Source organism: Zobellella sp. An-6, assembly GCF_052487945.1.
Window position 1 is genome coordinate 73606 of record NZ_CP199259.1, and the last position, 21600, is coordinate 95205.

General features: G+C 65.2%; 22 protein-coding genes. 13 read left to right on the forward strand and 9 right to left on the reverse strand.

All coding sequences use genetic code 11. From position 1 onward, the window contains the following. Nucleotides 1-10 precede the first annotated feature (10 nt). Genes ACT7DK_RS00315 through hemC form a run of 3 tightly spaced genes read right to left on the reverse strand, consistent with a single transcriptional unit; the run spans nucleotide 11 to nucleotide 2776 of the window. Nucleotides 11-1108 carry a uroporphyrinogen-III C-methyltransferase gene (locus ACT7DK_RS00315; protein ID WP_445395193.1) on the reverse strand — a complete coding sequence of 366 codons (1098 nt, stop codon included), beginning with the start codon at nucleotides 1106-1108 and terminating at the stop codon, nucleotides 11-13. After that, complete coding sequence (locus ACT7DK_RS00320) at nucleotides 1095-1850, reverse strand: uroporphyrinogen-III synthase (protein WP_445395195.1); 756 nt, start codon at nucleotides 1848-1850, stop codon at nucleotides 1095-1097. The genes ACT7DK_RS00315 and ACT7DK_RS00320 overlap by 14 nt, the downstream gene beginning before the upstream one ends. Then, nucleotides 1847-2776 (reverse strand): hydroxymethylbilane synthase, encoded by a 930-nt coding sequence (gene hemC, locus ACT7DK_RS00325; protein WP_445395197.1) that lies wholly within the window; start codon nucleotides 2774-2776, stop codon nucleotides 1847-1849. The genes ACT7DK_RS00320 and hemC overlap by 4 nt, the downstream gene beginning before the upstream one ends. Before the next feature lie 195 nt (nucleotides 2777-2971). Between hemC and ACT7DK_RS00330 the strand changes: the two genes are divergently transcribed. Continuing rightward, complete coding sequence (locus tag ACT7DK_RS00330; RefSeq protein ID WP_445395199.1) at nucleotides 2972-5479, forward strand: class I adenylate cyclase; 2508 nt, start codon at nucleotides 2972-2974, stop codon at nucleotides 5477-5479. Here the strand turns inward: ACT7DK_RS00330 and cyaY are convergent. Further along, the gene (gene cyaY / locus ACT7DK_RS00335) at nucleotides 5476-5787 is read right to left on the reverse strand and encodes an iron donor protein CyaY (RefSeq protein WP_445395201.1); all 312 of its coding nucleotides are present in this window, start codon (nucleotides 5785-5787) and stop codon (nucleotides 5476-5478) included. The genes ACT7DK_RS00330 and cyaY overlap by 4 nt on opposite strands. Nucleotides 5788-5859: 72 nt before the next feature. On the opposite strand from cyaY, the gene lptM reads away from it, so the two are divergent. From lptM to ACT7DK_RS00375, 8 genes are all read left to right on the forward strand, one after another. Next, nucleotides 5860-5982 carry an LPS translocon maturation chaperone LptM gene (gene lptM, locus ACT7DK_RS00340; RefSeq protein ID WP_445395203.1) on the forward strand — a complete coding sequence of 41 codons (123 nt, stop codon included), beginning with the start codon at nucleotides 5860-5862 and terminating at the stop codon, nucleotides 5980-5982. 11 nt (nucleotides 5983-5993) lie between these two features. Beyond that, entirely contained in the window at nucleotides 5994-7250 is a 1257-nt protein-coding gene (gene lysA, locus ACT7DK_RS00345) for a diaminopimelate decarboxylase (protein ID WP_445395205.1), read from the forward strand. A 9-nt stretch (nucleotides 7251-7259) separates the two neighbouring features. Then, entirely contained in the window at nucleotides 7260-8087 is an 828-nt protein-coding gene (gene dapF / locus ACT7DK_RS00350; RefSeq protein ID WP_445395207.1) for a diaminopimelate epimerase, read from the forward strand. Then, on the forward strand, nucleotides 8084-8767 hold the full coding sequence (locus ACT7DK_RS00355; RefSeq protein WP_445395209.1) for a DUF484 family protein: 684 nt from the start codon (nucleotides 8084-8086) through the stop codon (nucleotides 8765-8767). Before dapF ends, ACT7DK_RS00355 begins: the two co-directional genes overlap by 4 nt. Next, complete coding sequence (gene xerC, locus ACT7DK_RS00360; protein WP_445395211.1) at nucleotides 8754-9713, forward strand: tyrosine recombinase XerC; 960 nt, start codon at nucleotides 8754-8756, stop codon at nucleotides 9711-9713. The genes ACT7DK_RS00355 and xerC overlap by 14 nt, the downstream gene beginning before the upstream one ends. A gap of 367 nt (nucleotides 9714-10080) precedes the next feature. Beyond that, nucleotides 10081-10788: an HAD-IA family hydrolase gene (locus ACT7DK_RS00365; RefSeq protein WP_445395213.1), complete on the forward strand. Its 708-nt coding sequence runs from the start codon at nucleotides 10081-10083 to the stop codon at nucleotides 10786-10788. 192 nt (nucleotides 10789-10980) lie between these two features. Beyond that, nucleotides 10981-13149: a DNA helicase II gene (uvrD, locus tag ACT7DK_RS00370; protein ID WP_445395215.1), complete on the forward strand. Its 2169-nt coding sequence runs from the start codon at nucleotides 10981-10983 to the stop codon at nucleotides 13147-13149. 34 nt (nucleotides 13150-13183) lie between these two features. After that, the gene (locus tag ACT7DK_RS00375; RefSeq protein WP_445395217.1) at nucleotides 13184-13456 is read left to right on the forward strand and encodes a YecH family metal-binding protein; all 273 of its coding nucleotides are present in this window, start codon (nucleotides 13184-13186) and stop codon (nucleotides 13454-13456) included. A 31-nt stretch (nucleotides 13457-13487) separates the two neighbouring features. On the opposite strand, the gene ACT7DK_RS00380 is transcribed toward ACT7DK_RS00375, so the two are convergent. The 4 genes from ACT7DK_RS00380 to ACT7DK_RS00395 all read right to left on the reverse strand — a co-directional run bounded on the left by ACT7DK_RS00380 (nucleotide 13488) and on the right by ACT7DK_RS00395 (nucleotide 16458). Further along, a complete protein-coding gene (locus ACT7DK_RS00380) occupies nucleotides 13488-14117 on the reverse strand; it encodes a LysE family translocator (RefSeq protein WP_445395219.1) in 630 nt (209 codons plus the stop codon). A gap of 62 nt (nucleotides 14118-14179) precedes the next feature. Beyond that, the gene (locus tag ACT7DK_RS00385) at nucleotides 14180-14968 is read right to left on the reverse strand and encodes a helix-turn-helix domain-containing protein (RefSeq protein ID WP_445395221.1); all 789 of its coding nucleotides are present in this window, start codon (nucleotides 14966-14968) and stop codon (nucleotides 14180-14182) included. A 4-nt stretch (nucleotides 14969-14972) separates the two neighbouring features. Beyond that, on the reverse strand, nucleotides 14973-15893 hold the full coding sequence (rarD, locus tag ACT7DK_RS00390) for an EamA family transporter RarD (RefSeq protein ID WP_445395223.1): 921 nt from the start codon (nucleotides 15891-15893) through the stop codon (nucleotides 14973-14975). Nucleotides 15894-15993: 100 nt separating this feature from the next. Continuing rightward, a complete protein-coding gene (locus tag ACT7DK_RS00395; protein ID WP_445395225.1) occupies nucleotides 15994-16458 on the reverse strand; it encodes a thioesterase family protein in 465 nt (154 codons plus the stop codon). 120 nt (nucleotides 16459-16578) lie between these two features. Here ACT7DK_RS00395 and recQ point away from each other — a divergent pair, with 120 nt between their 5' ends. Then, nucleotides 16579-18405: a DNA helicase RecQ gene (recQ, locus tag ACT7DK_RS00400; protein WP_445395227.1), complete on the forward strand. Its 1827-nt coding sequence runs from the start codon at nucleotides 16579-16581 to the stop codon at nucleotides 18403-18405. A gap of 92 nt (nucleotides 18406-18497) precedes the next feature. On the opposite strand, the gene ACT7DK_RS00405 is transcribed toward recQ, so the two are convergent. Next, nucleotides 18498-18797: a c-type cytochrome gene (locus ACT7DK_RS00405; RefSeq protein WP_445402241.1), complete on the reverse strand. Its 300-nt coding sequence runs from the start codon at nucleotides 18795-18797 to the stop codon at nucleotides 18498-18500. A gap of 119 nt (nucleotides 18798-18916) precedes the next feature. On the opposite strand from ACT7DK_RS00405, the gene ACT7DK_RS00410 reads away from it, so the two are divergent. The 3 genes from ACT7DK_RS00410 to ACT7DK_RS00420 all read left to right on the forward strand — a co-directional run bounded on the left by ACT7DK_RS00410 (nucleotide 18917) and on the right by ACT7DK_RS00420 (nucleotide 21456). Further along, nucleotides 18917-20350: a protein adenylyltransferase SelO gene (locus ACT7DK_RS00410; protein WP_445395229.1), complete on the forward strand. Its 1434-nt coding sequence runs from the start codon at nucleotides 18917-18919 to the stop codon at nucleotides 20348-20350. Between the two features lie 2 nt (nucleotides 20351-20352). Beyond that, the gene (locus ACT7DK_RS00415) at nucleotides 20353-20619 is read left to right on the forward strand and encodes a DUF3630 family protein (protein WP_094039449.1); all 267 of its coding nucleotides are present in this window, start codon (nucleotides 20353-20355) and stop codon (nucleotides 20617-20619) included. Nucleotides 20620-20796: 177 nt separating this feature from the next. Further along, the gene (locus tag ACT7DK_RS00420; protein ID WP_445395231.1) at nucleotides 20797-21456 is read left to right on the forward strand and encodes a 7-cyano-7-deazaguanine/7-aminomethyl-7-deazaguanine transporter; all 660 of its coding nucleotides are present in this window, start codon (nucleotides 20797-20799) and stop codon (nucleotides 21454-21456) included. Nucleotides 21457-21600 lie beyond the last annotated feature (144 nt).

A 21600-nucleotide genomic window follows, 5' to 3' on the forward strand; every position in this document is an offset into this window, starting at 1 on the left:
GGTCTCCCCCTTACAGGCCGGTCAGCAGGCGTTGCAGCCGATCGTCCAGCAACTGCTGCAGGCGATCCTGGGCGGTGAATTGCTCGGGATAGTCAACATCGATCTGCTGGCCGCCGAGCTGGTCAATTTGCTCGAGCATGAACTGGCGCACGCTGTCGTCGGCGAAATAGTCCTGCAGCCATTGCCGGGACTGGGCGAGGGCGCTGTCGTACACTTCCTGCTGCTCGCGATAGACCGCCAACTGGGCCTGCAGCAGCTTGCCCTTGAGGTTTTCACTCAGGTACCAGTGCTGCTGGGGTGACAGCAGGGCTTCGACGTTGCCGTCGCGGCGGCGCACCGTCACGAAGTCGTCGCTGAAACTGGCCCAGCTCTTCTTCAGGTTTTCCTTCCAGTCACCGATGTCACCGGACAGGGTGAAGTCCGGCTCCTCGGCCCGGGCCATGATCACCCCGGCGAGTTTGAGCTTGTCGACCTGCTCGTGGATGCTGTTGAGCTTGATCACCAGCCCCTCCCGGTCGACCTTCTGCACCGACTTGATGCCGGCGATGTCTTCCGCCAGGGCCTGGCGGATGGGGATCAGGGAAGGATCGTTGAGGGCGGCCAGGCGCTCGTCGGCGTTGGCCAGCATCATGGCGGCGGCCACCACGTCCTGTTCCAGCCACATCTTGCGGCCGGCCATGCGCACCAGGTATTCGGCTTCTGCCAGCATCCAGTCGTTGGGTCGCTTGTTGTCCAGATCCAGCACCTTGCGTGACAGGCCGTCGAGCTGCTCGGCGGTGGTGCTCTGGCTGTTGATGACGGCGTTGAGCCTGGCGTCCTGCTCGGCTTTGGCGGCCTGCAGGGCGCCTTGCTGCTGGGCCAGTTCGGCCTGCAGCCGGTTCAGCTGCTCGGTCTGGGCCACCGCCTGGTTGTGGCCGTGCCAGTACAGGCCGGCGGTCAGTCCCAGGGCCAGGACGATGGCGACGATGGCCAGTCCCTTGGCGGTGGAAGAAGATGGCTGCGCTTTGGCGGGCGCCGGCGTGGTATCGGCCTGGGCGGGCTCGGCCGCGACGGGGGTGTCGACGCTGCCGGTCAGGGTATTGTCTTGGTTGTCTTTATTGTCTGTCATTCCGTTTCCTCTCATCCAGGGCGGCAATCAGCGCCTGGCTGGATGCACCTTCTGCATTAATGACCTGAGTGAATCCCAGCTCCCTGGCGCTGTCCGCCACCCGGATGCTGGGCACAATCAATAAACGGCTTAGCAGCCACTCCTTTGCCTGGGCGGTCGCCAGCTGGAAAACATGCGTGAGCAGGCCACCGCTGGTGACGATAATACTGTCGACCCCCGCGCTCTGCCAGTTTTTCACCAGGCTGCCGTCCGGATCGGGGCGGTAATGGCGGCGATAGACCTCGCAGTAGTCCACCTGGGCACCGCGTTCGGCCAGGGTGGGGGCTATCAGGTGGCGGCCGCCGTCGCCGCGCAGGATCAGTACCCGGCAACCCGCGAGCCGCTGCAGCCCGGGCAGGGAGATGATGCCTTCGGAACGGGGGTCTTCGGGCACGGTGATGCCGGTGACGCCCGCGGCGGCCAGGGCCCGGCCGGTGGTTTCGCCGACGGCCACGTAGCCACAGGCGGGCCAGGCCAATCCCTGGCGTTTCAGCACATTATCGGCGAAAGTCACCGCCGGTACGCTGACCGCTATCACATAATCCCGGGGCGACACGGTGCCGAGCAGCTCGGGCAGGCGGGGCAACTCGGCTCCTTCACCGAAGCTCAGCAGCGGGCTGGCCACCGGCCTGTGGCCAGCTTCGGCCAGAGCCCGGCACAGGGCCTGATTCTGGGGCTCGGGGCGCACCACCAGCGGCGTCATGAGCGATACACCTCGTCCAGTATCTTGTCGGCGCCGCGGGCCAGCAGTCGCTTGGCCAGCTCGGAGCCCAGGGCTTCTCCCTGGCTGGCCAGGCCGGTGATCTCGTCGAAGATGATCTGGCTGCCGTCGGGCTTGCCGACCAGACCACGCAGCCAGAGCTTGTCTCCTTCCAGTTCGGCGTAGGAGCCGATGGGTACCTGGCAGCCGCCTTGCAGACCCTGGTTCATGGCCCGTTCCGCCACTACCCGCAGCCGGGTGGGATGGTGATCCAGGGGCGCCAGCAGGGCGAGTAGTTCGGGGTCGTCCAGCCGGCACTCGATGCCCACGGCACCCTGGCCGTTGGCGGGCAGGCTCTCGTCCGGGCTCAGCAGGCAGGCGATGCGATCCTCCAGCTCCAGCCGCTTGAGGCCGGCGGCGGCGAGGATGATGGCGTCGTATTCGCCGTCATCCAGCTTGCGCAGCCGGGTCTGCACGTTGCCGCGCAGGGTCTTGACCACCAGGTCCGGACGGCGGGCGCGGATCTGGCACTCCCGGCGCAGGCTGGCGGTGCCGACCACGGCGCCGGCGGGCAGCTGGTCCAGGCTCTGGTAGCGATTGGAGACGAAGGCATCGCGCGGATCTTCCCGCTCGCAGATCACGGTCAGGCCCAGGCCGTCGGGGAATTCCACCGGCACGTCCTTCATCGAGTGCACGGCGATGTCGGCCCGGCCGTCCAGCATGGCCTGCTCCAGCTCCTTGATAAACAGACCCTTGCCGCCGATCTTGGACAGGGGGGTATCGAGCAACACATCACCCTGGGTAGTCATGGGCACCAGCTCGACCTGGATGTGCGGATGCAACTGCTCCAGCCTATCCTTGACATGATTGGCCTGCCACAGGGCCAGCAGGCTCTTGCGGGTGGCGATGCGGATGATGCTGTTTGCCATTTGAGTCTCTTCCTTTGTCCATTAATGCGTCGATATTATCATTCCTGCCGGCGTATTTCAGGGAAGAAAGCTGCGTAGTCAGGATGTTGCGAAAATGTGTCATGGTAGATATTGTTCATTTACTGGCTAATTGTTACCATGATCACACTTTTGACCTGTTCCGGGTCTGTGTCGGTCCAACGAAGGCCTGTACCCTTGCACGCGAATTTTCACCGGCTCGTCGAGCGATGTGACCAGTTTAACCAGCAGAAGCAGGCTCGCGCCCTGGCGGTGATGAGTCGCTACGGCCAGCAGGTATTCCAGTTGCTGCCGGTGCTGTTGCACTACCATCATCCCCTGTTGCCGGGTTACCTGCCCGGGGACGTGCCTGCGGGTGTCTGCCACTTCCAGCCGAATGCACGCCAGCAGGAATTCATCGACGAGCTGTGCCTGGCGGCCAACGGCCATCAAGGTCTGCACAACGAACGCCGGGAAATCTTCGGGCTCTATTCCATGGGCAGCACCTCGTCCATCGGCCAGTGCCGCCATTCGGATCTGGACGTTTGGGTCTGCTACTCCCACCAGATGGCCGCGGAACGGGTCGAATTGCTGCAGCAGAAGTGCCTGCTGATCTCCAAATGGGCGGAGCAGCGCCAGGTGGAGCTTAATTTGTTCCTGATCCCCGACAACAAGTTCCGTACCGACAACCAGCAGTGGGTGCAGGGCGAGAGCTGTGGCAGCGCCCAGCACCTGCTGCTGCTGGACGAGTTCTACCGCAGCAACCTGCGCATCGCCGGCAAGCGGCTGGTGTGGATGTTCGCCCCGGGCAAACTCGGGCCCAAGTACGATCAGTTTGTGGCCGAGCAGTTCGCCAACGGCACCCTCAACACCGACGAATGGCTGGACCTGGGCGGCTTCGCCCGCATCCCGGCGGAGGAGTATTTCGGCTCGGCCCTGTGGCAGCTGTACAAGGGCATCGACTCGCCCTACAAGGCGGTGCTGAAAACGGTACTGATGGAAGCCTACTCCCACGAGTACCCGGATACCCAGCTGCTGTGCCGCCACCTCAAGGGACACTTCCAGTCCTCGGAGGTGCTGGACGAGTACCAGGACCACTACATGCTGATGCTGGAAAAGGTGACCGGTTATCTCAAGTCCATCGGCGACGAGAAACGGCTCGATCTGGTGCGGCGCTGTTTCTACCTCAAGGTGTCGGAAGGACTGCACCGTACCCATGGCAACGACGCCCAGTACGCCTGGCGACGGAAGCTGATCAACCGGCTGGTGGCGACCTGGGGCTGGCCGGCGGACAAGCTGGCCCGGCTCGACGATCGGGCCCACTGGAAGGTGGAGGAGGTCAAGGCCGCCTACGGCGAGCTGCTCGAGGCCCTGATGCAGAGCTACCGCAACCTGATCCAGTTCGCCCGCCGCAACAACATCAGCGAGTCCATCAACCCGGAAGACATCGGCATACTGTCGCGCAAGCTCTACGCCGCCTTCGAGAACCTGCCGGGCAAGGTACAGTTGATCAACCTCAAAATCGCACCGGATCTGAGCGAGCCCGACATCAGCCTGGTGCAGGTGCCGGAAGGACGGGCCAACCCCGCTGGCTGGTATCTGTACAAGTGCGGCCTGGCCCCGGGGGACATCATCGGGCGCAGCCCGCTCGAGTTCAGCGGTTATGTCGGCAAACTGGTGGCCTGGACCCATTTCAACGGCCTGCTGGTGCCCAGCACCCGGCTGCACCTGTTCAACCAGAACACCGATCTGAGCCGGCGCCACCTGCAGGAATTCTGTGGTGATCTGGCGCGTATCTTCCCGGTGCGGACTCCGGCACCGACCAACCTGGCCCTGAGCCGGCCCTGCGAGGTGCGCAACCTGGGCATCTTCCTCAATCTGGAAAACGATCCCACCGCCCGCTGGCGCAACAGGGCCATCGAGTTCAGCGCCAAGACCAGCGATCCCTTCAGCTTTGGCCATCAGCTGGAGAACCTGGTGGGCTCGGTGGATCTGATCTACCGCAACTCCTGGGACGAGATCCGCACCCTGCACTTCAAGGGGCCGACCGCCGTGGTGGACGCGCTCACCACCATCCTCGGCAAGATGCACCAGGACGCCAATGCCCCCGAGAGCCTGGACGTGCATTGCTACAGCCTGAATTTCCGCAGCCTGATCCGGACCCGCTTCGAGCAACTGGTGAAGGAATGCATCGGTCTGCGTCTGGCCCGCGGCCAGGGCAGCACCATCAAGACCCTGGTGTTGGGCGGTGACAAATACGGCATCTTCTTCGAGCGGCGCGGGGTCAGTGTGCAGAAGATGGAAAACGCGGTGGACTTCTACCGCCACCTATCCAGCCAGAAGCAGTCCCGCCACGCCCTGCGCCTGGATCAGCAGGACGACAAGGCCGTGCCGGACATAGTGGATGCCTACGCCAGTGAAGGCCTGATGCAGTTCTTTTTCGAGGACAGCGGCGACGGCTACAACCTCTATATCCTGGACGAGGCCAACAGGGTCGAGGTATATCGCCAGGTATCGGGCAGCAAGGACGAACTGGTGCAGAGCATCAACCGCTTCTACACCTCCCATCAGGAGCACGGGGTGGGGCAGAGCCATTTCGCCAACTTCAACCTGCCCCAGTATTATGAAATCGTGTCCGCCGACGGCCGGCCACGGGTACTGCCCTATCGCACCGTCAAGGACGACCCCCGGGCCTGTTTGAATTAAAGCGCGAGTTCGGCACCGCCCTGGCGCCTGGCCTGCAGGCTGACCCAGCCCAGCAGCTCGTGGCCCTGGCGGTTGTCGATCCACTGGCCGTCCCTGTAGGCGAAGTGATGGCCGTTCTCCCGGGTGGCCAGCCAGATCTGGTGGAGCGGCTCCTGGCGGTTGATCACGAACTTGACCCCGTTCTCGAAGGTGAGGGTCATGACGCCACCCACGGTTTCGCATTCGATGTCCTCGCCGCTCTGGTCGATACACTCTTCGATATGCCGGTAAATGGCGTCCGCCAAGGCATGGAATTCACTGTCTTTCATCGCCCGCTTCCTATTGCTTTTGAGAATCTGAATGCGATTATAAGAGCCCTAGACCATATTCACAGTCATACGATGAACAAATTCAAGCTGACCGCGCTGGTCGCCCTGGCCTTGAGCCTGGCGGGCTGTGGCCTCAAGGGCCCCCTGACCCTGCCCGATGCCGAGCAGGAGCGACCCCAGGTTGAGCAGTCGTAAAGGAAACTACCTTGGATTACTTTAATTATCAGGACGATGGCCGCCTCTATGGCGAGGCCTGCGATCTCACCCGTCTGGCCGAACAGCACGGTACTCCCCTCTATGTCTATTCCCGCGCCACCCTGGAGCGCCACTGGAAGGCCTTCGACCAGGCCGCCGGCGAGGTGGATCACCTGATCTGCTACGCGGTCAAGGCCAACTCCAACCTGGCGGTGCTGAACGTGCTGGCGCGGCTGGGCTCGGGCTTCGACATCGTCTCCAAGGGGGAACTGTGCCGGGTGATCGCTGCCGGCGGCGACCCGCGCAAGGTGGTGTTCTCCGGGGTGGGCAAGCGGGTTGACGAAATCCGTTTCGCCCTGGAGCAACGGATTTTCTGCTTCAACGTGGAGTCGGTGGCCGAGCTGGAGCGCATCAACCGGGTAGCGGGCGAGATGGGGGTCAAGGCGCCGGTTTCCATCCGGGTCAACCCGGACATCGACGCCGGCACCCATCCCTATATCTCCACCGGTCTGAAAGAGAACAAGTTCGGCATTCCCATCGACCAGGCCAGGGACATCTACCGGCAGGCGGCGGCCCTGCCCCACCTCGAGGTCAACGGCGTGGACTGCCATATCGGCTCCCAGCTGACCGAGCTGGCGCCCTTCCTCGAGGCGGTGGACAAGCTGCTGGTGCTGATCGACGGCCTGGCCGAGGACGGCATCCATATCCATCACCTGGACGTGGGCGGCGGCCTGGGGGTGCGCTACGACCAGGAAGCACCGCCCGAGCCCAGCCGCTACGCCGAGCAGCTCAAGGCCCGCCTGCAGGACCGCAACCTGACCCTGGTGTTCGAGCCGGGCCGGGCCATTGCCGCCAACGCCGGCGTGCTGCTGACCCGGGTGGAGCACCTCAAGCCGGGCGAGGCCAAGAATTTCGCCATCGTCGACGCCGCCATGAACGATCTGATCCGCCCGGCCCTGTACAGCGCCTGGCAGGCCATCATTCCGGTTGATTCCACCCTGCAGCGGGAGCCGGCGGTTTACGACGTGGTGGGCCCGGTGTGTGAAACCGGCGACTTTATCGGCAAGGAGCGCACGCTGGCCATCACCGAGGGCGATCTGCTGGCGGTGCGTTCCGCCGGCGCCTATGGTTTTGTGATGGCCTCCAACTACAACAGCCGTCCCCGGGCCGCCGAAATCATGGTGGACGGGGATCAGGCCTTCGTGGTGCGCGAGCGGGAACAACTGACCGAGCTGTGGCGGGGCGAGAGCCTGCTGCCCGGCGCCTGAGGAGCAAGCGTGATCCACTTTTCCAAAATGCAGGGGCTCGGCAACGACTTCATGGTGGTCGATGGCGTCACCCAGAAGGTGTTCTTCAACCCAGAGGTGATCCGTCAGCTCGCCGACCGTCACTTCGGCATCGGCTTCGATCAGCTGTTGCTGGTGGAGCCGCCCTACGATCCCGAGCTTGACTTCCACTATCGCATCTTCAACGCCGACGGCTCCGAGGTGGAGCAGTGCGGCAACGGCGCCCGCTGCTTCGCCCGCTTCGTACGGCTCAAGGGACTGACCAACAAGGACAGGATCAACGTCAGCACCCAGAAGGGCAACATAGTGCTGCAGCTGGAGAAGGACAACCAGGTCACCGTCAACATGGGGGTGCCCGAGTTCGAGCCGGCCAATATTCCGTTCAAGGCGCAGAAGGCGGAAAAAACCTACCTGATCCGGACCGAGGAGCAGACGGTGCTGTGCGGCGCGGTGTCCATGGGCAACCCCCATTGCGTGCTGGAAGTGGACGACATCGACACCGAGCTGGTGGCTACCCTGGGCCCCGAGCTGGAGAACCACGAGCGCTTTCCGGCCCGGGTCAACGTCGGCTTCATGCAGATCCTCAACGCCCGGGAGATCCAGTTGCGGGTGCACGAGCGCGGTGCCGGCGAGACCCTGGCCTGCGGCACCGGCGCCTGCGCGGCGGCGGTGATGGGCATGAGCTGGGGCAAACTGGCCGACCGGGTGCAGGTGCGCCTGCCCGGCGGCACCCTCACCATCGGCTGGAAGGGGCCGGGCAAGCCGGTGTACATGACCGGCCCGGCGGAACACGTCTTCGACGGACAGATCAGCCTATGACCGACAGAACCCAACTGGCCGAGGCCGGGCTGGATGAAAGCCGCATCGCCGATTACCTGGCCGCCCGGCCGGATTTCTTCCTGCGCCACCGGGGCCTGCTCGAGCAGCTGCACCTGCCTCACGAGCAGCGGGGCAGCGTGTCCCTGGTGGAAGCCAAGCTGGAGCGCCAGCGCCAGCGCATCCACGCCCTGGAAGAGGAGATCACCCAGTTGATGACGGTGGCCGGGGAAAACGAGCGCATCTTCCGGGTGTATCTGGATCTCTATCCACGCCTGTTCGAGTGCCACAGCCTGGCCCAGATCGAGCAGTGCGTGGGGCGCACCCTGCGGGAGCAGCTGCGGGTATCGGCGGTACGGCTGGTGCCGGACGCCCGCTGGCGCGACCTGCCCCAGGCCCAGCCCGGCGAGCAGCTGGAGCGGTTGTACCGGGAGCGGATGGCGGGCCGGGACGTCTACCTGGGCCGGCTCGGCAAGGACGAGAAGCAGCGGCTGTTCGGCGACGCCCTGGTCAATTCCTGCGCCCTGATCCGCCTGGGGCGGCAAGGAGAAATGGGGCTGCTGGCCTTCGGCAGTGCCGACAGCGGCCACTACCGACTGGGCATGGACACCCTGATCATCCGCCAGCTCGCCGACTTCCTCGCCCTGCTGCTGCCCCGGCTGGTGGCCGATGGCGAGGCCTGAGCCGGCCGCGCCTGAACCGGCCGCGCCTGAACCGGCCGCGCCTGAACTGGCCGCGGCCATTGCCGACTTCCTCGAATACCTGCGGGTAGAGCGCCAGCTGAGCGCCCATACCCGCGATGGCTACGGCCGCCACCTGCACGCCATGGCCGGTCAGCTGGCCGAGCTGCGCCTGACCCGATGGCGGGAGCTGGCCGTGGCCCAGGTGCGCGGCCTGGCCACCCGTATGCACAAGCGGGGGCTGTCGCCCCGCTCCATCGCCGCCCAGCTCAGCGCCCTGCGCAGTTTCTGCGACTGGCTGATCCTGAAAGGGGAACTGTCCGCCAATCCCGCCAAGGGGGTCGGCGCCCCCAAGCAGGGCCGGCCCCTGCCCAAGAACCTGGACGTGGACGAGCTGCACCAACTGATGAACCTCGACGAGTCCGACCCCCTGGCGGTGCGGGACAGGGCCATCATGGAGTTGCTGTATTCTTCCGGCCTGCGCCTGGACGAGCTGGTCGGCCTCAACCTGGGCGACGTGCAGTTTGCCGAACGGCAGCTGCGGGTGATCGGCAAAGGCAACAAGGAGCGCATCCTGCCGGTGGGGCGGATGGCGCTGGAGTGGCTGGAGAAGTGGCTGGCGGTGCGCAATGAGCTGGCCGGGCCGGACGAACCGGCGCTGTTCGTGAGCCAGCAGCGCCGGCGCATTTCCCATCGCAGCGTGCAGCTGCGCCTGGCCAAGCGCGGGCAACAGCAGGCGCTGTCGAGCCATGTCCATCCCCACAAGCTGCGGCATTCCTTCGCCACCCATATGCTGGAGTCCAGCGGCGACCTGCGCGCGGTGCAGGAACTGCTGGGCCACGCCGATCTCGCCACCACCCAGATCTACACCCACCTCGACTTCCAGCACCTGGCCAAGGCCTACGACCAGGCCCACCCCAGGGCCAAAAGGCGCAAGGAAGAGGAATAGTAATGCCTTCCGTCCAAGTGACGACTTGTCTGTAGTGGCGTGCAGAAGAGGTAACAGGGCCACCTCCTCCGACGCGCTGTGAATACATCCATGTAAGCTCGCACATGCCGAATGTCGCGGAAACCGTCGGTATCGCCGCGCTGCGACTTGTCACTGGCAACCCGGTCGCGGCGATACCTCCGGTGCAAGGCGCTTCGCGCCCCCTGGTATGTGACGGTCGGCGGAGGTAATCCCTGTTACCTCTTTCAGACCCCGGTATTGCCTGTGGATGGTGCCGCGAGCATGCTTCGATAAACCCCCAATTTCCAGGACTCGTCCCCGGTTTTTTGGTTAGAATCCCCCCATCTCCCTTTACCCGGAATCCAGGATGCGCTTTTACAAACGACTCGGCCCCGTCAAGGTACTCAGCTTCGATCTGGACGACACCCTGTACGACAACGTGCCGGTGATGGCGGCGGCGGAAGCCTGGCTGCTCGACGCCCTGAAGCAGGATCACCCCGAGTCGACCCTGCTCGGCAAGGAGCAACTGGCCGCGATCAAGCGGCAACTGCTGCAGGAGCGGCCCGCACTGGCCCACGATGTGAGCGCCTGCCGGCGGGCGGTGTTGACCGAGGGCCTGCTCCGCCAGGGCGTGGCCGGGGACAGGGCCAGCCTGCTGGCCGAGGAATATTACCAGGGTTTTCTGGCCGAGCGTGGCCGCATCCGGGTGCCCGAGGTCACTCACCGCGTGCTGTCGGCATTGGGCAAGAAATACCGGCTGGCGGTGATCACCAACGGCAACCTGCCGCTGGAGCGCACCGAGCTGGCCCCCTATTTCGAGGTGGTACTCAGGGCCGGACCCGACGGCCGCATGAAGCCGGCACCGGATCTGTTTAACCGGCTGGCGGAGCGGGCTGACGTGAGCCTTTCCGAGATCCTGCATATCGGCGACCATATCAACACCGATGTGGCCGGCGCCGTACGCAGTGGCTGCCAGGCGGTGTGGCTCAACGACAACGGCCGCAGCGAAGCGGATCTGCATTGTCTGCCCCAGGTGGCCCTGGAGCGGTTGGAGCAGCTGCTGGAGCTGTTATAATCGCCGACATATCGTAATGCCGGTCAGCCTCTGTGCTATCGGAACAGAGGGTGGCCACGCCAACACGCAGCAAGTACTTCCCTGTATGCTCGACGATGGCGTCCATGCCATCGACGGTTGGCTTAGTCCATCCTCTGTCCCTCTCTGACTGTTCGGTGTTGCACTCGATGAGAGAACGAGACAGGAGCCAAGATGGATGTATCCAGCCTGCTTGACGGCATGAACGACAAGCAACGCGAGGCGGTGGCCGCCCCTTCCCAGAACATGCTGGTGCTGGCCGGGGCCGGCAGCGGCAAGACCCGGGTGCTGGTGCATCGCATCGCCTGGCTGATGCAGGTGGAGCAGGTGCCGGCCTCCGCCATACTGGCGGTGACCTTCACCAACAAGGCGGCCGCCGAGATGCGCGGCCGGGTGGAGCAACTGCTGGGCGGGCGGCTGTTCGGGCTCTGGCTCGGCACCTTCCACGGCCTGGCCCACCGGCTGCTGCGCGCCCACCACCTGGACGCCAACCTGCCCCAGGACTTCCAGATCCTCGACTCGGACGATCAGCTGCGGCTGCTGCGCCGCGTCCTCAAGAGCCTGAACCTGGACGAAAAACAGTGGCCGCCGCGCCAGGCCGCCGGCTTTATCAACGCCCGCAAGGACGAGGGCCTGCGCCCGGGCGACATCCAGGTGCTCAACGATCCGCTGCAGAAAACCTACCGCCAGATCTACCAGGTCTACCAGGACACCTGCGACCGGGCCGGGTTGGTGGACTTCGCCGAGCTGCTGCTGCGGGCCCACGAGTTGTGGCTGCACAAGCCGCACATATTGCAGCACTACCAGGACCGCTTCCGCCATATCCTGGTGGACGAGTTCCAGGACACCAACAGCATCCAGTACGCCTGGCTGCGGATGCTGGCCGGCGACCGCGCCAGGGTGATGATAGTGGGCGACGACGACCAGTCCATCTACGGCTGGCGCGGGGCGCGGGTGGAGAACATCGCCCGCTTCCTGGCCGATTTTCCCGGCGCCGGGACCATTCGCCTGGAGCAGAACTACCGCTCTACCGGCACCATCCTCAAGGCCGCCAACACCCTGATCGCCAACAACGCCGAGCGCATGGGCAAGGAGCTGTGGACCGAGGGCGCCGAGGGCGAGCCCATCGCCATCTACAGCGCCTTCAACGAGGTGGACGAGGCCCGCTTCGTGGTGGAGCGCATCAAGCAGTGGCGCCAGCAGGACGGAAGCTTAAGCGACACCGCCATCCTCTACCGCAACAACGCCCAGTCCCGGGTGCTGGAAGAGGCGCTGATCCAGGAGCGCCTGCCTTACCGCATCTACGGCGGCCTGCGCTTCTTCGAGCGGCAGGAGATCAAGGACGCCCTCGGCTACCTGCGCCTCATCAACAACAGGGGCGACGAGGCCTCCTTCGAGCGCATCGTCAACACCCCCACCCGGGGCATCGGCGAGCGCACCCTGGGGCTGATCCGCGACGCCGCCCGGGACCGCCAGCAGACCCTGTGGCAGTCGGCCTGGGCGCTGGTGGAGGAAAAAATCCTCACCGGCCGGGCCGCCTCGGCGGTGAGCCGCTTCCTGGCGCTGATCAACCAGCTGGAGGACGATACCCGGGGGCTGCCGCTGCATGTGCAGACCGACCGGGTGATCGAGCTGTCCGGGCTCAAGGCCATGTACCTGGCGGAAAAGGGCGAGAAGGCCCAGTCCCGGGTGGAGAACCTGGAGGAGCTGGTCAGCGCCACCCGCCAGTTCAGTCCGGCGGAGGAGGACGAGATGTCGCCGCTGTCGGCCTTTTTGTCCCACGCGGCTCTGGAGGCGGGCGAGGGCCAGGCGGATCAGTTCGACGACGCGGTGCAGCTGATGACGCTGCACTCGGCCAAGGGCCTGGAGTTCCCGCTGGTGTTTATGGTGGGGGTGGAGGAGGGCATGTTCCCCAGCCAGCTGTCGGCGGAGGAGAGCCGCCGGCTGGAGGAAGAGCGCCGGCTGGCCTACGTGGGCATGACCCGGGCCATGCACAAGCTCTATATCAGCCATGCGGAGAGCCGCCGGCTCTACGGCCGGGAGATGTTCCACCGGCCCAGCCGTTTCATCAAGGAGCTGCCCGCCGACTGCCTGGAGGAGATCCGGCTCAAGGCGAAAGTCACCCGGGCCCTGCCCAACGGCCGCTTCAGCCAGGACCGGGTGCAGGAGACCTTCGACCAGACCGGCTTCCGCCTGGGCCAGCGGGTGCTGCACCCCAAGTTCGGCGAGGGGGTGGTGCTCAACTTCGAGGGCGCCGGCGCCCAGAGCCGGGTGCAGGTCAACTTCGACGACGGCGGCAGCAAATGGCTGGTCACCGCCTATGCCAGGCTGGAAGCGGTCTGAGTTTGATGTCGATCAGCGTCGGGAGCAGGCGGCCATGGTAAAACAGCGCCGTTTGTTCAATCCGGAGATCGAGATGACCCACGCCCACGACTTGCTGCACGCCCTGCTGGCCCACGCCCGGCCGGTGCCCGCCGCCGATATCCACGCCTTCGCGGCCGAACGCTTCGGCGAGGCGGCCCGTTTCTGCACCTGCTCCCACCAGGATCTGAGCCTGGACGAACTGTTGCCCATCATGCAGGCCAAGGGCAAGCTGGTGCTGACCGAGCAGGGCTGGCAGCTCAACTTCGCCGAAGTCTGCGCGCACTGACCCTTTCGGGCCGGCGTTTGGCCGGCCCGCCCTAGCTTCTCGCCAATTCACCCGCCACCAGCCAGAGGATGGAGCCGGCCACGCCGCAGAACAGCAGGCCGCACAGGGCGTTGACCGGCCGGCTCCAGGCCAGCAGCCGGGCCTGCACCTTAAGCGACGACAGCCACCAGGCCAGGGCCAGGAACCACAGCAGGCTGAGCAGGAACAGCTCCAGCACCAGCAGGCCGCGGGTCAGCCAGCCCACCTCGGGCCCGACCAGGGCGGCGAGCAGGCCGATAAAGAACACCAGCGCCTTGGGGTTGAGCAGATTGGTGCTGAAGCCGGCCCAGAAGCCCCGCTCCGGCAGCCCGGCTGCAGCGGTGAGCCTGTCCGCCGCCGGTGTCAGGGATGCCTTAAGCGCGCCCCAGCCCAGCCAGCCCAGGTAGGCGGCGCCGGCCAGCCGCACCAGGCTGAACAGCAGCGGCTGGCCCTGGATCAGCAGGCTGATGCCGGTGAGGCTGAGCAGGCTGTGCACCAGTATGCCGGCGGCGATGCCGCTGGCCGCGCCCAGGGCGGCCCGGCGCCGGGCCGAGAAGCGCAGCATCAGCGCCAGGTCCGGCCCCGGGCTGGCCAGTGCCACCAGGTGAATGAATCCTATGGTGAGAAGAAGGGAGGTGTCCATGTGCGGCTCCGGTGAGGGGGATGCTCACAGCCTAGGGTGCCGGCGGCCCGGCGGCTTGTAACTTATTGCATCTGGGCGCGGAAGCGGGCCGGGGTGATGCGGTAGGCGGCCACGAAGGCGCGGTGGAAGTGGGCCTGATCGAAAAAGCCCACCGCCAGGGCGGTGTCGGCGACGGCGCGACCTTGGGCCAGGTGTTTCTTGGCGGCCTCCAGCCGCAGCCGCCGGAGGTAGGCGTGGGGTGTCATGCCCACGGCCGCCTTGAACCGGCGCAAAAACTGGAAGCGCGAGAGACCGGCGTCGGCGGCGAGTTGCTCCAGGGGATGGGGCTGGTCCAGCCCGGCCAGCAGCCGGTCGCGCAGGCGGCGGAGGCTGGCGGCCTCCAGCGGTCGTTGCTCCCGATAGGGGAAGAAGTCGGACAGCAGGGCCAGCAGCTGGCTTTCGGCCTCTTCCGGGGCCAGCGCCCCTTGCTCCAGTTGCCGATGCAACCCGAGGCTCTGTCGGTAGATTTGGGGTTGGTGCAGCAGGGGCCGGCCGAAGAAGGGCGGGGCCTGCTCCAGCTCCTCGGCCAGTGCGGCCATCAGCTCCGGGGCGAGGGAGAAGACCCGTACCCGAAAACCCAGCTCGCCGAAACAGCTGCCGTCGTGGGCGATGTCCGGGTTGAGCAGCGACAACTGGCCCGGCGCCAGCGGCGCCGAGCTGCCCTGGTGGATGAAGTTCTGCGCCCCCAGCTCGACCAGGCCGAGATGGTAATCGAGGTGGACATGGCGGCCGTAGCGAAAGGCCACATGATCCGCCAGGCACAGTTCCAGGCCGTCCAGGCCCGGATATTTCCAGTATTTGACGTCGCTCATCCCACTATTTTAGCGGCTCGGGGTCGCCGCTGTTTTGTAAAACATTGCGCCGCCGCTGGCGCAGGCCGTCCAGGGTGTAGATCACCAGGGCGGTCCAGATCAGGGCGAAGGTGATCACCTTGTCCCGGGTGAAGGGCTCGTTGTAGAGCAGCACCGCCAGCAGGAACATCAGGCTGGGCCCCAGGTACTGGAAAAAGCCGAGGGTGGACAGCCGCAGCCGCCGGGCGGCGCCGGCGAACAGCAGCAGCGGCGCCGTGGTGACCAGGCCGGCGGAGATCAGCCAGAGGTTCAGGGCGAGCGGGTTCTCGCCCAGGTGGCTGGTGGCGGTGTCGGCAACCCCCCACAGGTAGAGGGCGGCGGCGGGCAGCAGCACCAGGGTTTCCAGCATCAGGCCGGTAAAGGGATCCACCGGCACCTTCTTGCGGATCAGCCCATAAAGGCCGAAAGACAGCGCCAGCACCAGCGCCACCCAGGGCAGGCTGCCGAACACCAGTACCTGGATGAGCACGCCGGTGCTCGCCAGGCCCACCGCCAGCCACTGCAGGGGGCGGAAGCGCTCACCCAGGAACAGCATGGCCAGCACGATATTGAACAGCGGGTTGATGTAGTAGCCCAGGCTGGCATCCAGCATATGGTCGTTGTTCACCGCCCAGATAAACACCAGCCAGTTGAGGCCGATGGTAATCGACGACAACAACAGCATCAGCAGCTGGCGCGGTGCGCGCAGCAGGGCCCTGACCCGGGGCCAGTAGCCGAGGGCGCTGATCAGCGCCAGCAGCAGCAGGAAAGACCAGATCACCCTGTGGGTGAGGATCTCGAAGGCCGGCACCGCCGCCAGCTGCTTGAAGTAGAGGGGGGCGATGCCCCACAGGAAATAGGCGCCGAGGGCGAACAGGGCACCCTGGACGGCTTGGTCTTTGGCCATGGTCAAAAATCGGGTGAACGGATGGAAAGCCAGTTTAGCCACAGGACGGGCCGCCTGGCCAGTAGCAAATGTAACTGGTTGGTGCTTTCCCGCCGGTGATTCAGCCCACCAGGTAGGTGCCGGTGCCGAAGGCGATATGCTCGCCCTTCTCATTGTGCAGCTCCATACGGGCCACCGCTACCTTGCTGCCGGAGCGGATCACCCGGGCGGTGGCGATAAACTCCTTGCCCCGTCCCGGGCGCAGGTAGTCCACCCGCAGATCTATGGTGCCCAGTTTGGACAGCCGGGCCTTGAGGTGGGAGGGCGACAGGCTGTCCGCCTCGCGGATGCAGGCGGCGGCGACCACCAGGCCGCCGGCCACGTCCAGCAGGCTGGCGGTGACGCCGCCGTGCAGTATGCCCTGGTAGGGGTTGCCGACCAGATCGTTGTGCATCGGCAGCCAGACCTCGACCCCGTCCAGGCTGTAGTTACGCACCCTGAGACCGATCAGCCGATGAAAGGGCATCTGCTCGATAAAGAGATCGGCCACCTTGTTCAGGATAAGCTTGTGGGCAATGGCGTTCATGATAAATCCAGAGTTATTGCTCTAACCATGGTGCGACATTTTGTTAACCCGGGCAAGCGCGGTTTATTGTTGTCGTTCCCTGCTTTACAATGCCCGCTTCCTTTCAGCTAGCGGATGCCCATGACCCTCGTGCCCGAGCCTTCCGATGCCATCGCCATTCCCGACAGCCCGCTGGCGGTGCTGCAGCAGGTGTTCGGCTACCAGTCGTTCCGCGACGGCCAGCAGGAGATCATCGAGGCGGTGGTAGCCGGGCGCGATGCCCTGGTGATCAAGCCCACCGGCGGCGGCAAGTCGATCTGCTACCAGATCCCCGCCCTGCTGCGCCCGGGCCTGACGGTGGTGGTGTCGCCGCTGATCTCGCTGATGAAGGATCAGGTGGATACCCTGGTCGCCAACGGGGTGGCCGCGGTCTATATCAACAGCGCGCTCAGCCGGGAAGAGATGCTGCGCCACTTCGCCGGCCTGCGCCGGGGCGAGATCAAACTGCTCTATGTGTCGCCGGAGCGGTTGCTGCAACACGAATTCATGGAGCGGCTGGGGGAACTGGAGCTGGGTCTGTTCGCCATCGACGAGGCCCACTGCATCTCCCAATGGGGCCACGATTTCCGGCCCGAATACGCGGCGCTGGGCCGGCTCAAGCAGTGGTTCCCCCAGATCCCGGTGATGGCGCTCACCGCCACCGCCGACGAGGCCACCCGCCAGGACATGCTGGGCCGGCTCAACCTGACCGATCCGCTGATCCATATCGCCAGTTTCGACCGGCCCAATATCCGCTACACCCTGGTGGAGAAGTTCAAGGGCATCGACCAGTTGCTGCGCTACGTGGCGGAGCAGAGCGGCCAGTGCGGCATCGTCTACTGCTCCAGCCGCAAGCGGGTGGAGGAGGTGGCCGAGCGGCTGCTGGCCCGGGGTCACAGGGCCGCCAGCTACCACGCCGGGCTGCCGCTGGAGCTGCGCCAGTCGGTGCAGGAACGCTTTATCCGCGATGACCTGGACATCGTCGTGGCCACCGTCGCCTTCGGCATGGGCATCGACAAGCCCAACGTGCGCTACGTGGTGCACTACGACATCCCCAAGAACATCGAGTCCTATTACCAGGAGACTGGCCGGGGCGGGCGCGACGGCCTGCCGGCGGAAGCCTTGCTGCTGTACGATCCGGGCGATGTCGGCCGGGTGCGGCGGCTGTTGGAGAACAGCGACAACGAGCAGCAGCTGCAGGTGGAGCTGTACAAGCTCAACGTCATGGCCGCCTTCGCCGAGTCACTCACCTGCCGGCGCCAGGTGCTGCTCAACTACTTCGGCGAGTACCAGCGCGAGCCCTGCGGCAACTGCGACATCTGCCTGGATCCACCCAAGCGCTACGACGGTACCGAAGACGCCCAGAAGGCGCTGTCCTGCGTCTACCGGGTCGGCCAGCATTTCGGGGTCATGTACGTGGTGGAGGTGTTGCGCGGCGCCGCCACCCAGCGCATTCGCGAGCACGGCCACGACAAGCTGTCCACTTACGGCATCGGCAAGGACAAGAGTCAGGAGCACTGGGTCAGCGTGCTGCGCCAGCTGATCCACTCCGGCCTGCTCACCCAGAACATCACCCGCAACATGGTGCTGCAGCTGACCGAGGCGGCCCGGCCGGTGTTGCGCGGCGACATACGACTGGAACTGGCGGAACCCCGGCTGGTGCGGGTGCGTCAAAAGGACAAGGGCGAAAGCGGACTGAGCCGGGCCGAGGACAGGGCGCTGTTCAAGGAACTCAGGCAGTTGCGCAAGCAGCTGGCGGAAGAAGCGGACGTGCCGCCCTACGTGGTGTTCAGCGATGCCACCCTCACCGAGCTGGCCCGCTACCGGCCCAAGACCGAAGCGGAGCTGCTGGGTATCAACGGGGTGGGCATGCGCAAGCTGGAGCGCTTCGGCGCGGCCTTTCTGGCGCTGTTGCGTCGGCAGGGCTAGCGCCTGTTTACGATCTACCGCACTCGCCTGGCCATCGCTCGTGACGATCGCAAGCAGGCGCCAAGGCCCGCGTAACGCGGACCCTGCGGGTATTACAGACCGGCGTAGTAGGCGGCCAGGTCCTCAATGTCCTGGTCGGACAGCGGCTTGGCCATGGGAGCCATCACGGGGTCGTTGCGCTCGCCGTCGCGGAAGGCTTTCATCTGCTTAGCCAGGTAGGCGGCTTTCTGGCCGGCCAGGTTGGGGTAGATGTCCATGGCGGAAATCCCTTCGGCGCCGTGGCAGGCGGCACAAACGGCGGACTTGGCCTTGCCCGCTTCCGCATCACCGGCGGCAAAGGCAGGAGCACCGATCAAGGCCATCAGGGCGGCGGCTGTCATCAATTTCTTCATCATTGAACTCCGTTATTGTTGGTAGACGAATTGCTTCCGAGCTCCTTTACTGAGCCGAAGCAGTATAAGGTAAGCCAAGGTGAAAAATAAAACACGGCCGACGGCGGCAAGGTGAAAATGTGATATTAAGCAATCAATATGCAACTTTTGACTGGGCCGGCAGCCGGGTCGAGCCGACGCCGCTGCAAGAGCCCCGGCTGTTGCTGGTGAACCATGCCCTGGCCGAAGAGCTGGGCATGGCCTTGTCCGACCAGCAGTGGCTGGAGATCACCAGCGGTATCCGGCTGCTGCCGGACATGTCGCCCTTCGCCCAGGTCTATGCCGGGCACCAGTTCGGCGGCTACAGTCCCCGGCTGGGGGACGGCCGTGCCCTGTTGTTGGGCGAGGTGGTGGCGCCCGACGGCCAGCGCTGGGATCTGCACCTCAAGGGGGCGGGCAAGACCCCCTATTCCCGCTTCGGCGATGGCCGGGCGGTGCTGCGCTCCTCCCTGCGCGAATACCTGGCCTCCGAGGCCCTGTACCACCTGGGCATTCCCACCACCCGGGCGCTGTGCCTGGTGGGCAGCGAGGAGCCGGTGTACCGGGAGCAGGTGGAGCCCGGGGCCGCCGTGCTGCGCGTGGCCCAGAGCCACCTGCGTTTCGGCCATTTCGAGTATTTCTATTACAGCGGCGAGGCGGAGCGCATTCCCGCCCTGCTCGACTACCTGATCCAGACCCAGTGGCCGGATCTGAGCCAGGACCAGGCTGGCTACGCCGCCCTGTTCGAGCGGGTGGTGCGGCGCACCGCCACCCTGATCGCCCGGTGGCAGGCGGTGGGTTTCTGCCACGGGGTGATGAACACCGACAACATGTCGATGCTGGGCCTGACCCTGGACTACGGCCCCTACGGTTTCCTCGACGGCTACAATCCCGGCCATATCTGCAACCACTCGGATCATGCGGGCCGCTATGCCTACGATCAGCAGCCCTCGGTGGGCTACTGGAACCTGCAGCGGCTGGCCCAGGCGCTGTCGGGGCTGGTGCCGGTGGAGTCGCTGCGCCAGGCCCTGGACGGCTATGAACATGCGCTGCTGTCCAGCTTCTCCGAAACGATGCGACAGAAACTGGGGCTGGCGGCCTGGGAAGACGAGGATCCCGCCCTGTTCCGGGACATGTTCAATCTGATGGCGGCCCAGCAGGTGGACTACAGCTGCTGGTTCCGCCGGCTGGCGTTGCTGGCGCCGGAAGGGCCGGTTCCCGAGCCGTTGCTCACCCTGCTGAGCGACGCCGGCGCCTGGGACGACTGGTTCGGCCGCTACCAGGCCCGGCTGGCCCGGGAAGGCCGGGACCACGGCGACAAGGTCGCGCAGATGAACGCGGTCAACCCCAAGTACGTGCTGCGCAACCACCTGGCCCAGCAGGCCATCGAGCGGGCCGAGCGGGGCGACATGAGCGAGGCGGCGCTGCTGCTGCAGGTGCTGTCCCGGCCCTTCGACGAGCAGCCCGAATTCGATTACTACGCGGCCCCGGCCCCCGAGTGGGCCGGACAAATTTGTGTTTCCTGCAGTTCCTGATCATGAAGACATTGACCACCGACATTAGCCTGACCATGGAAAACTTTCCCGCCTGGGCCGAGCGCCTGGTGCGGGAGCTGGAGCTCGACCTCGTCGAGCGGGAGGAGGGGGCCGATTACCACCAGTGGCTGGTGGCCTTTGAAGGCAGCCGGCTGCTGCTGTGCTTCCAGCACTACGCGGATGCCGCCTGGCTGCAGCCGTTGGGCGAGCAGGACCAGGAGGCGGCCGACTGGCTGACGGCACAGTGGAACCGGGGCCTTTCCCGTTAGGGCGAGTTTATCTTTAAGTGAAGACAAAATCCCGGAGAGCGGCTAAAATGGCGCCGCTGCGCATCCCGGTGCTCAAAAACAAGGCGGTTGTCAATTTACGGCGCGGCCTTATACTGCGGCCTGTCCAGCCCGCACCGGGATGGGTTCCCTTACCCCATTGAACAAAAAGGTGAAAACGTGATTTCTCCCGCTCAATACCGCACGGCGCTGATCCGGCTGTCGCTGTTCCACGTCGCCATCATCGCCGCCAGCAACTACCTGGTGCAGCTGCCCTTTACCCTGTTCGGCTTCCATACCACCTGGGGGGCGCTCAGCTTTCCCTTCATCTACCTGGCCACCGATCTGACGGTACGCATCTTCGGCGCCGGCATGGCCCGGCGCATCATCTTCTACGTGATGCTGCCGGCGCTGGCCACCTCCTATGTGCTGTCGGTGCTGTTCTTCGAGGCCCGTTACCAGGGGCTGGCGGCCTTGTCCGAGTTCAACCTGTTCGTGGCCCGCATCGCCCTGGCCAGCTTTATGGCCTATGTGCTGGGCCAGATCATGGACGTATCGGTGTTCAACCGGCTGCGCCAGATCAAGGCCTGGTGGGTGGCGCCCACCTGCTCCACCATCTTCGGCAACCTGGTGGATACCCTGGCCTTTTTCAGCCTGGCCTTCTACCGCTCACCGGATCCCTTCATGGCGGAGCACTGGATGGAAATTGCCTGGGTGGACTATCTGTTCAAGCTGGTGTTCAGCCTGGCCCTGTTCGTACCCGCCTACGGCCTGCTGCTCAAGTACCTGAGCCACAAGTTCCTGGGCGAGCCACCAGCGCAGGTTCAGGCCCACTACTAAATCACTGCATCACTACCGGCAGCGACTGGGTTTCGCTAAGCAGAGCCTCCGCGCCAGGGGGCGAGCGGTTGGGTTGCGGGCCTGACCTAGCATCCAGTGAATGTTCGCAGCAGGCCAAAGCAGCGAGTGCTACATCGACCGGTG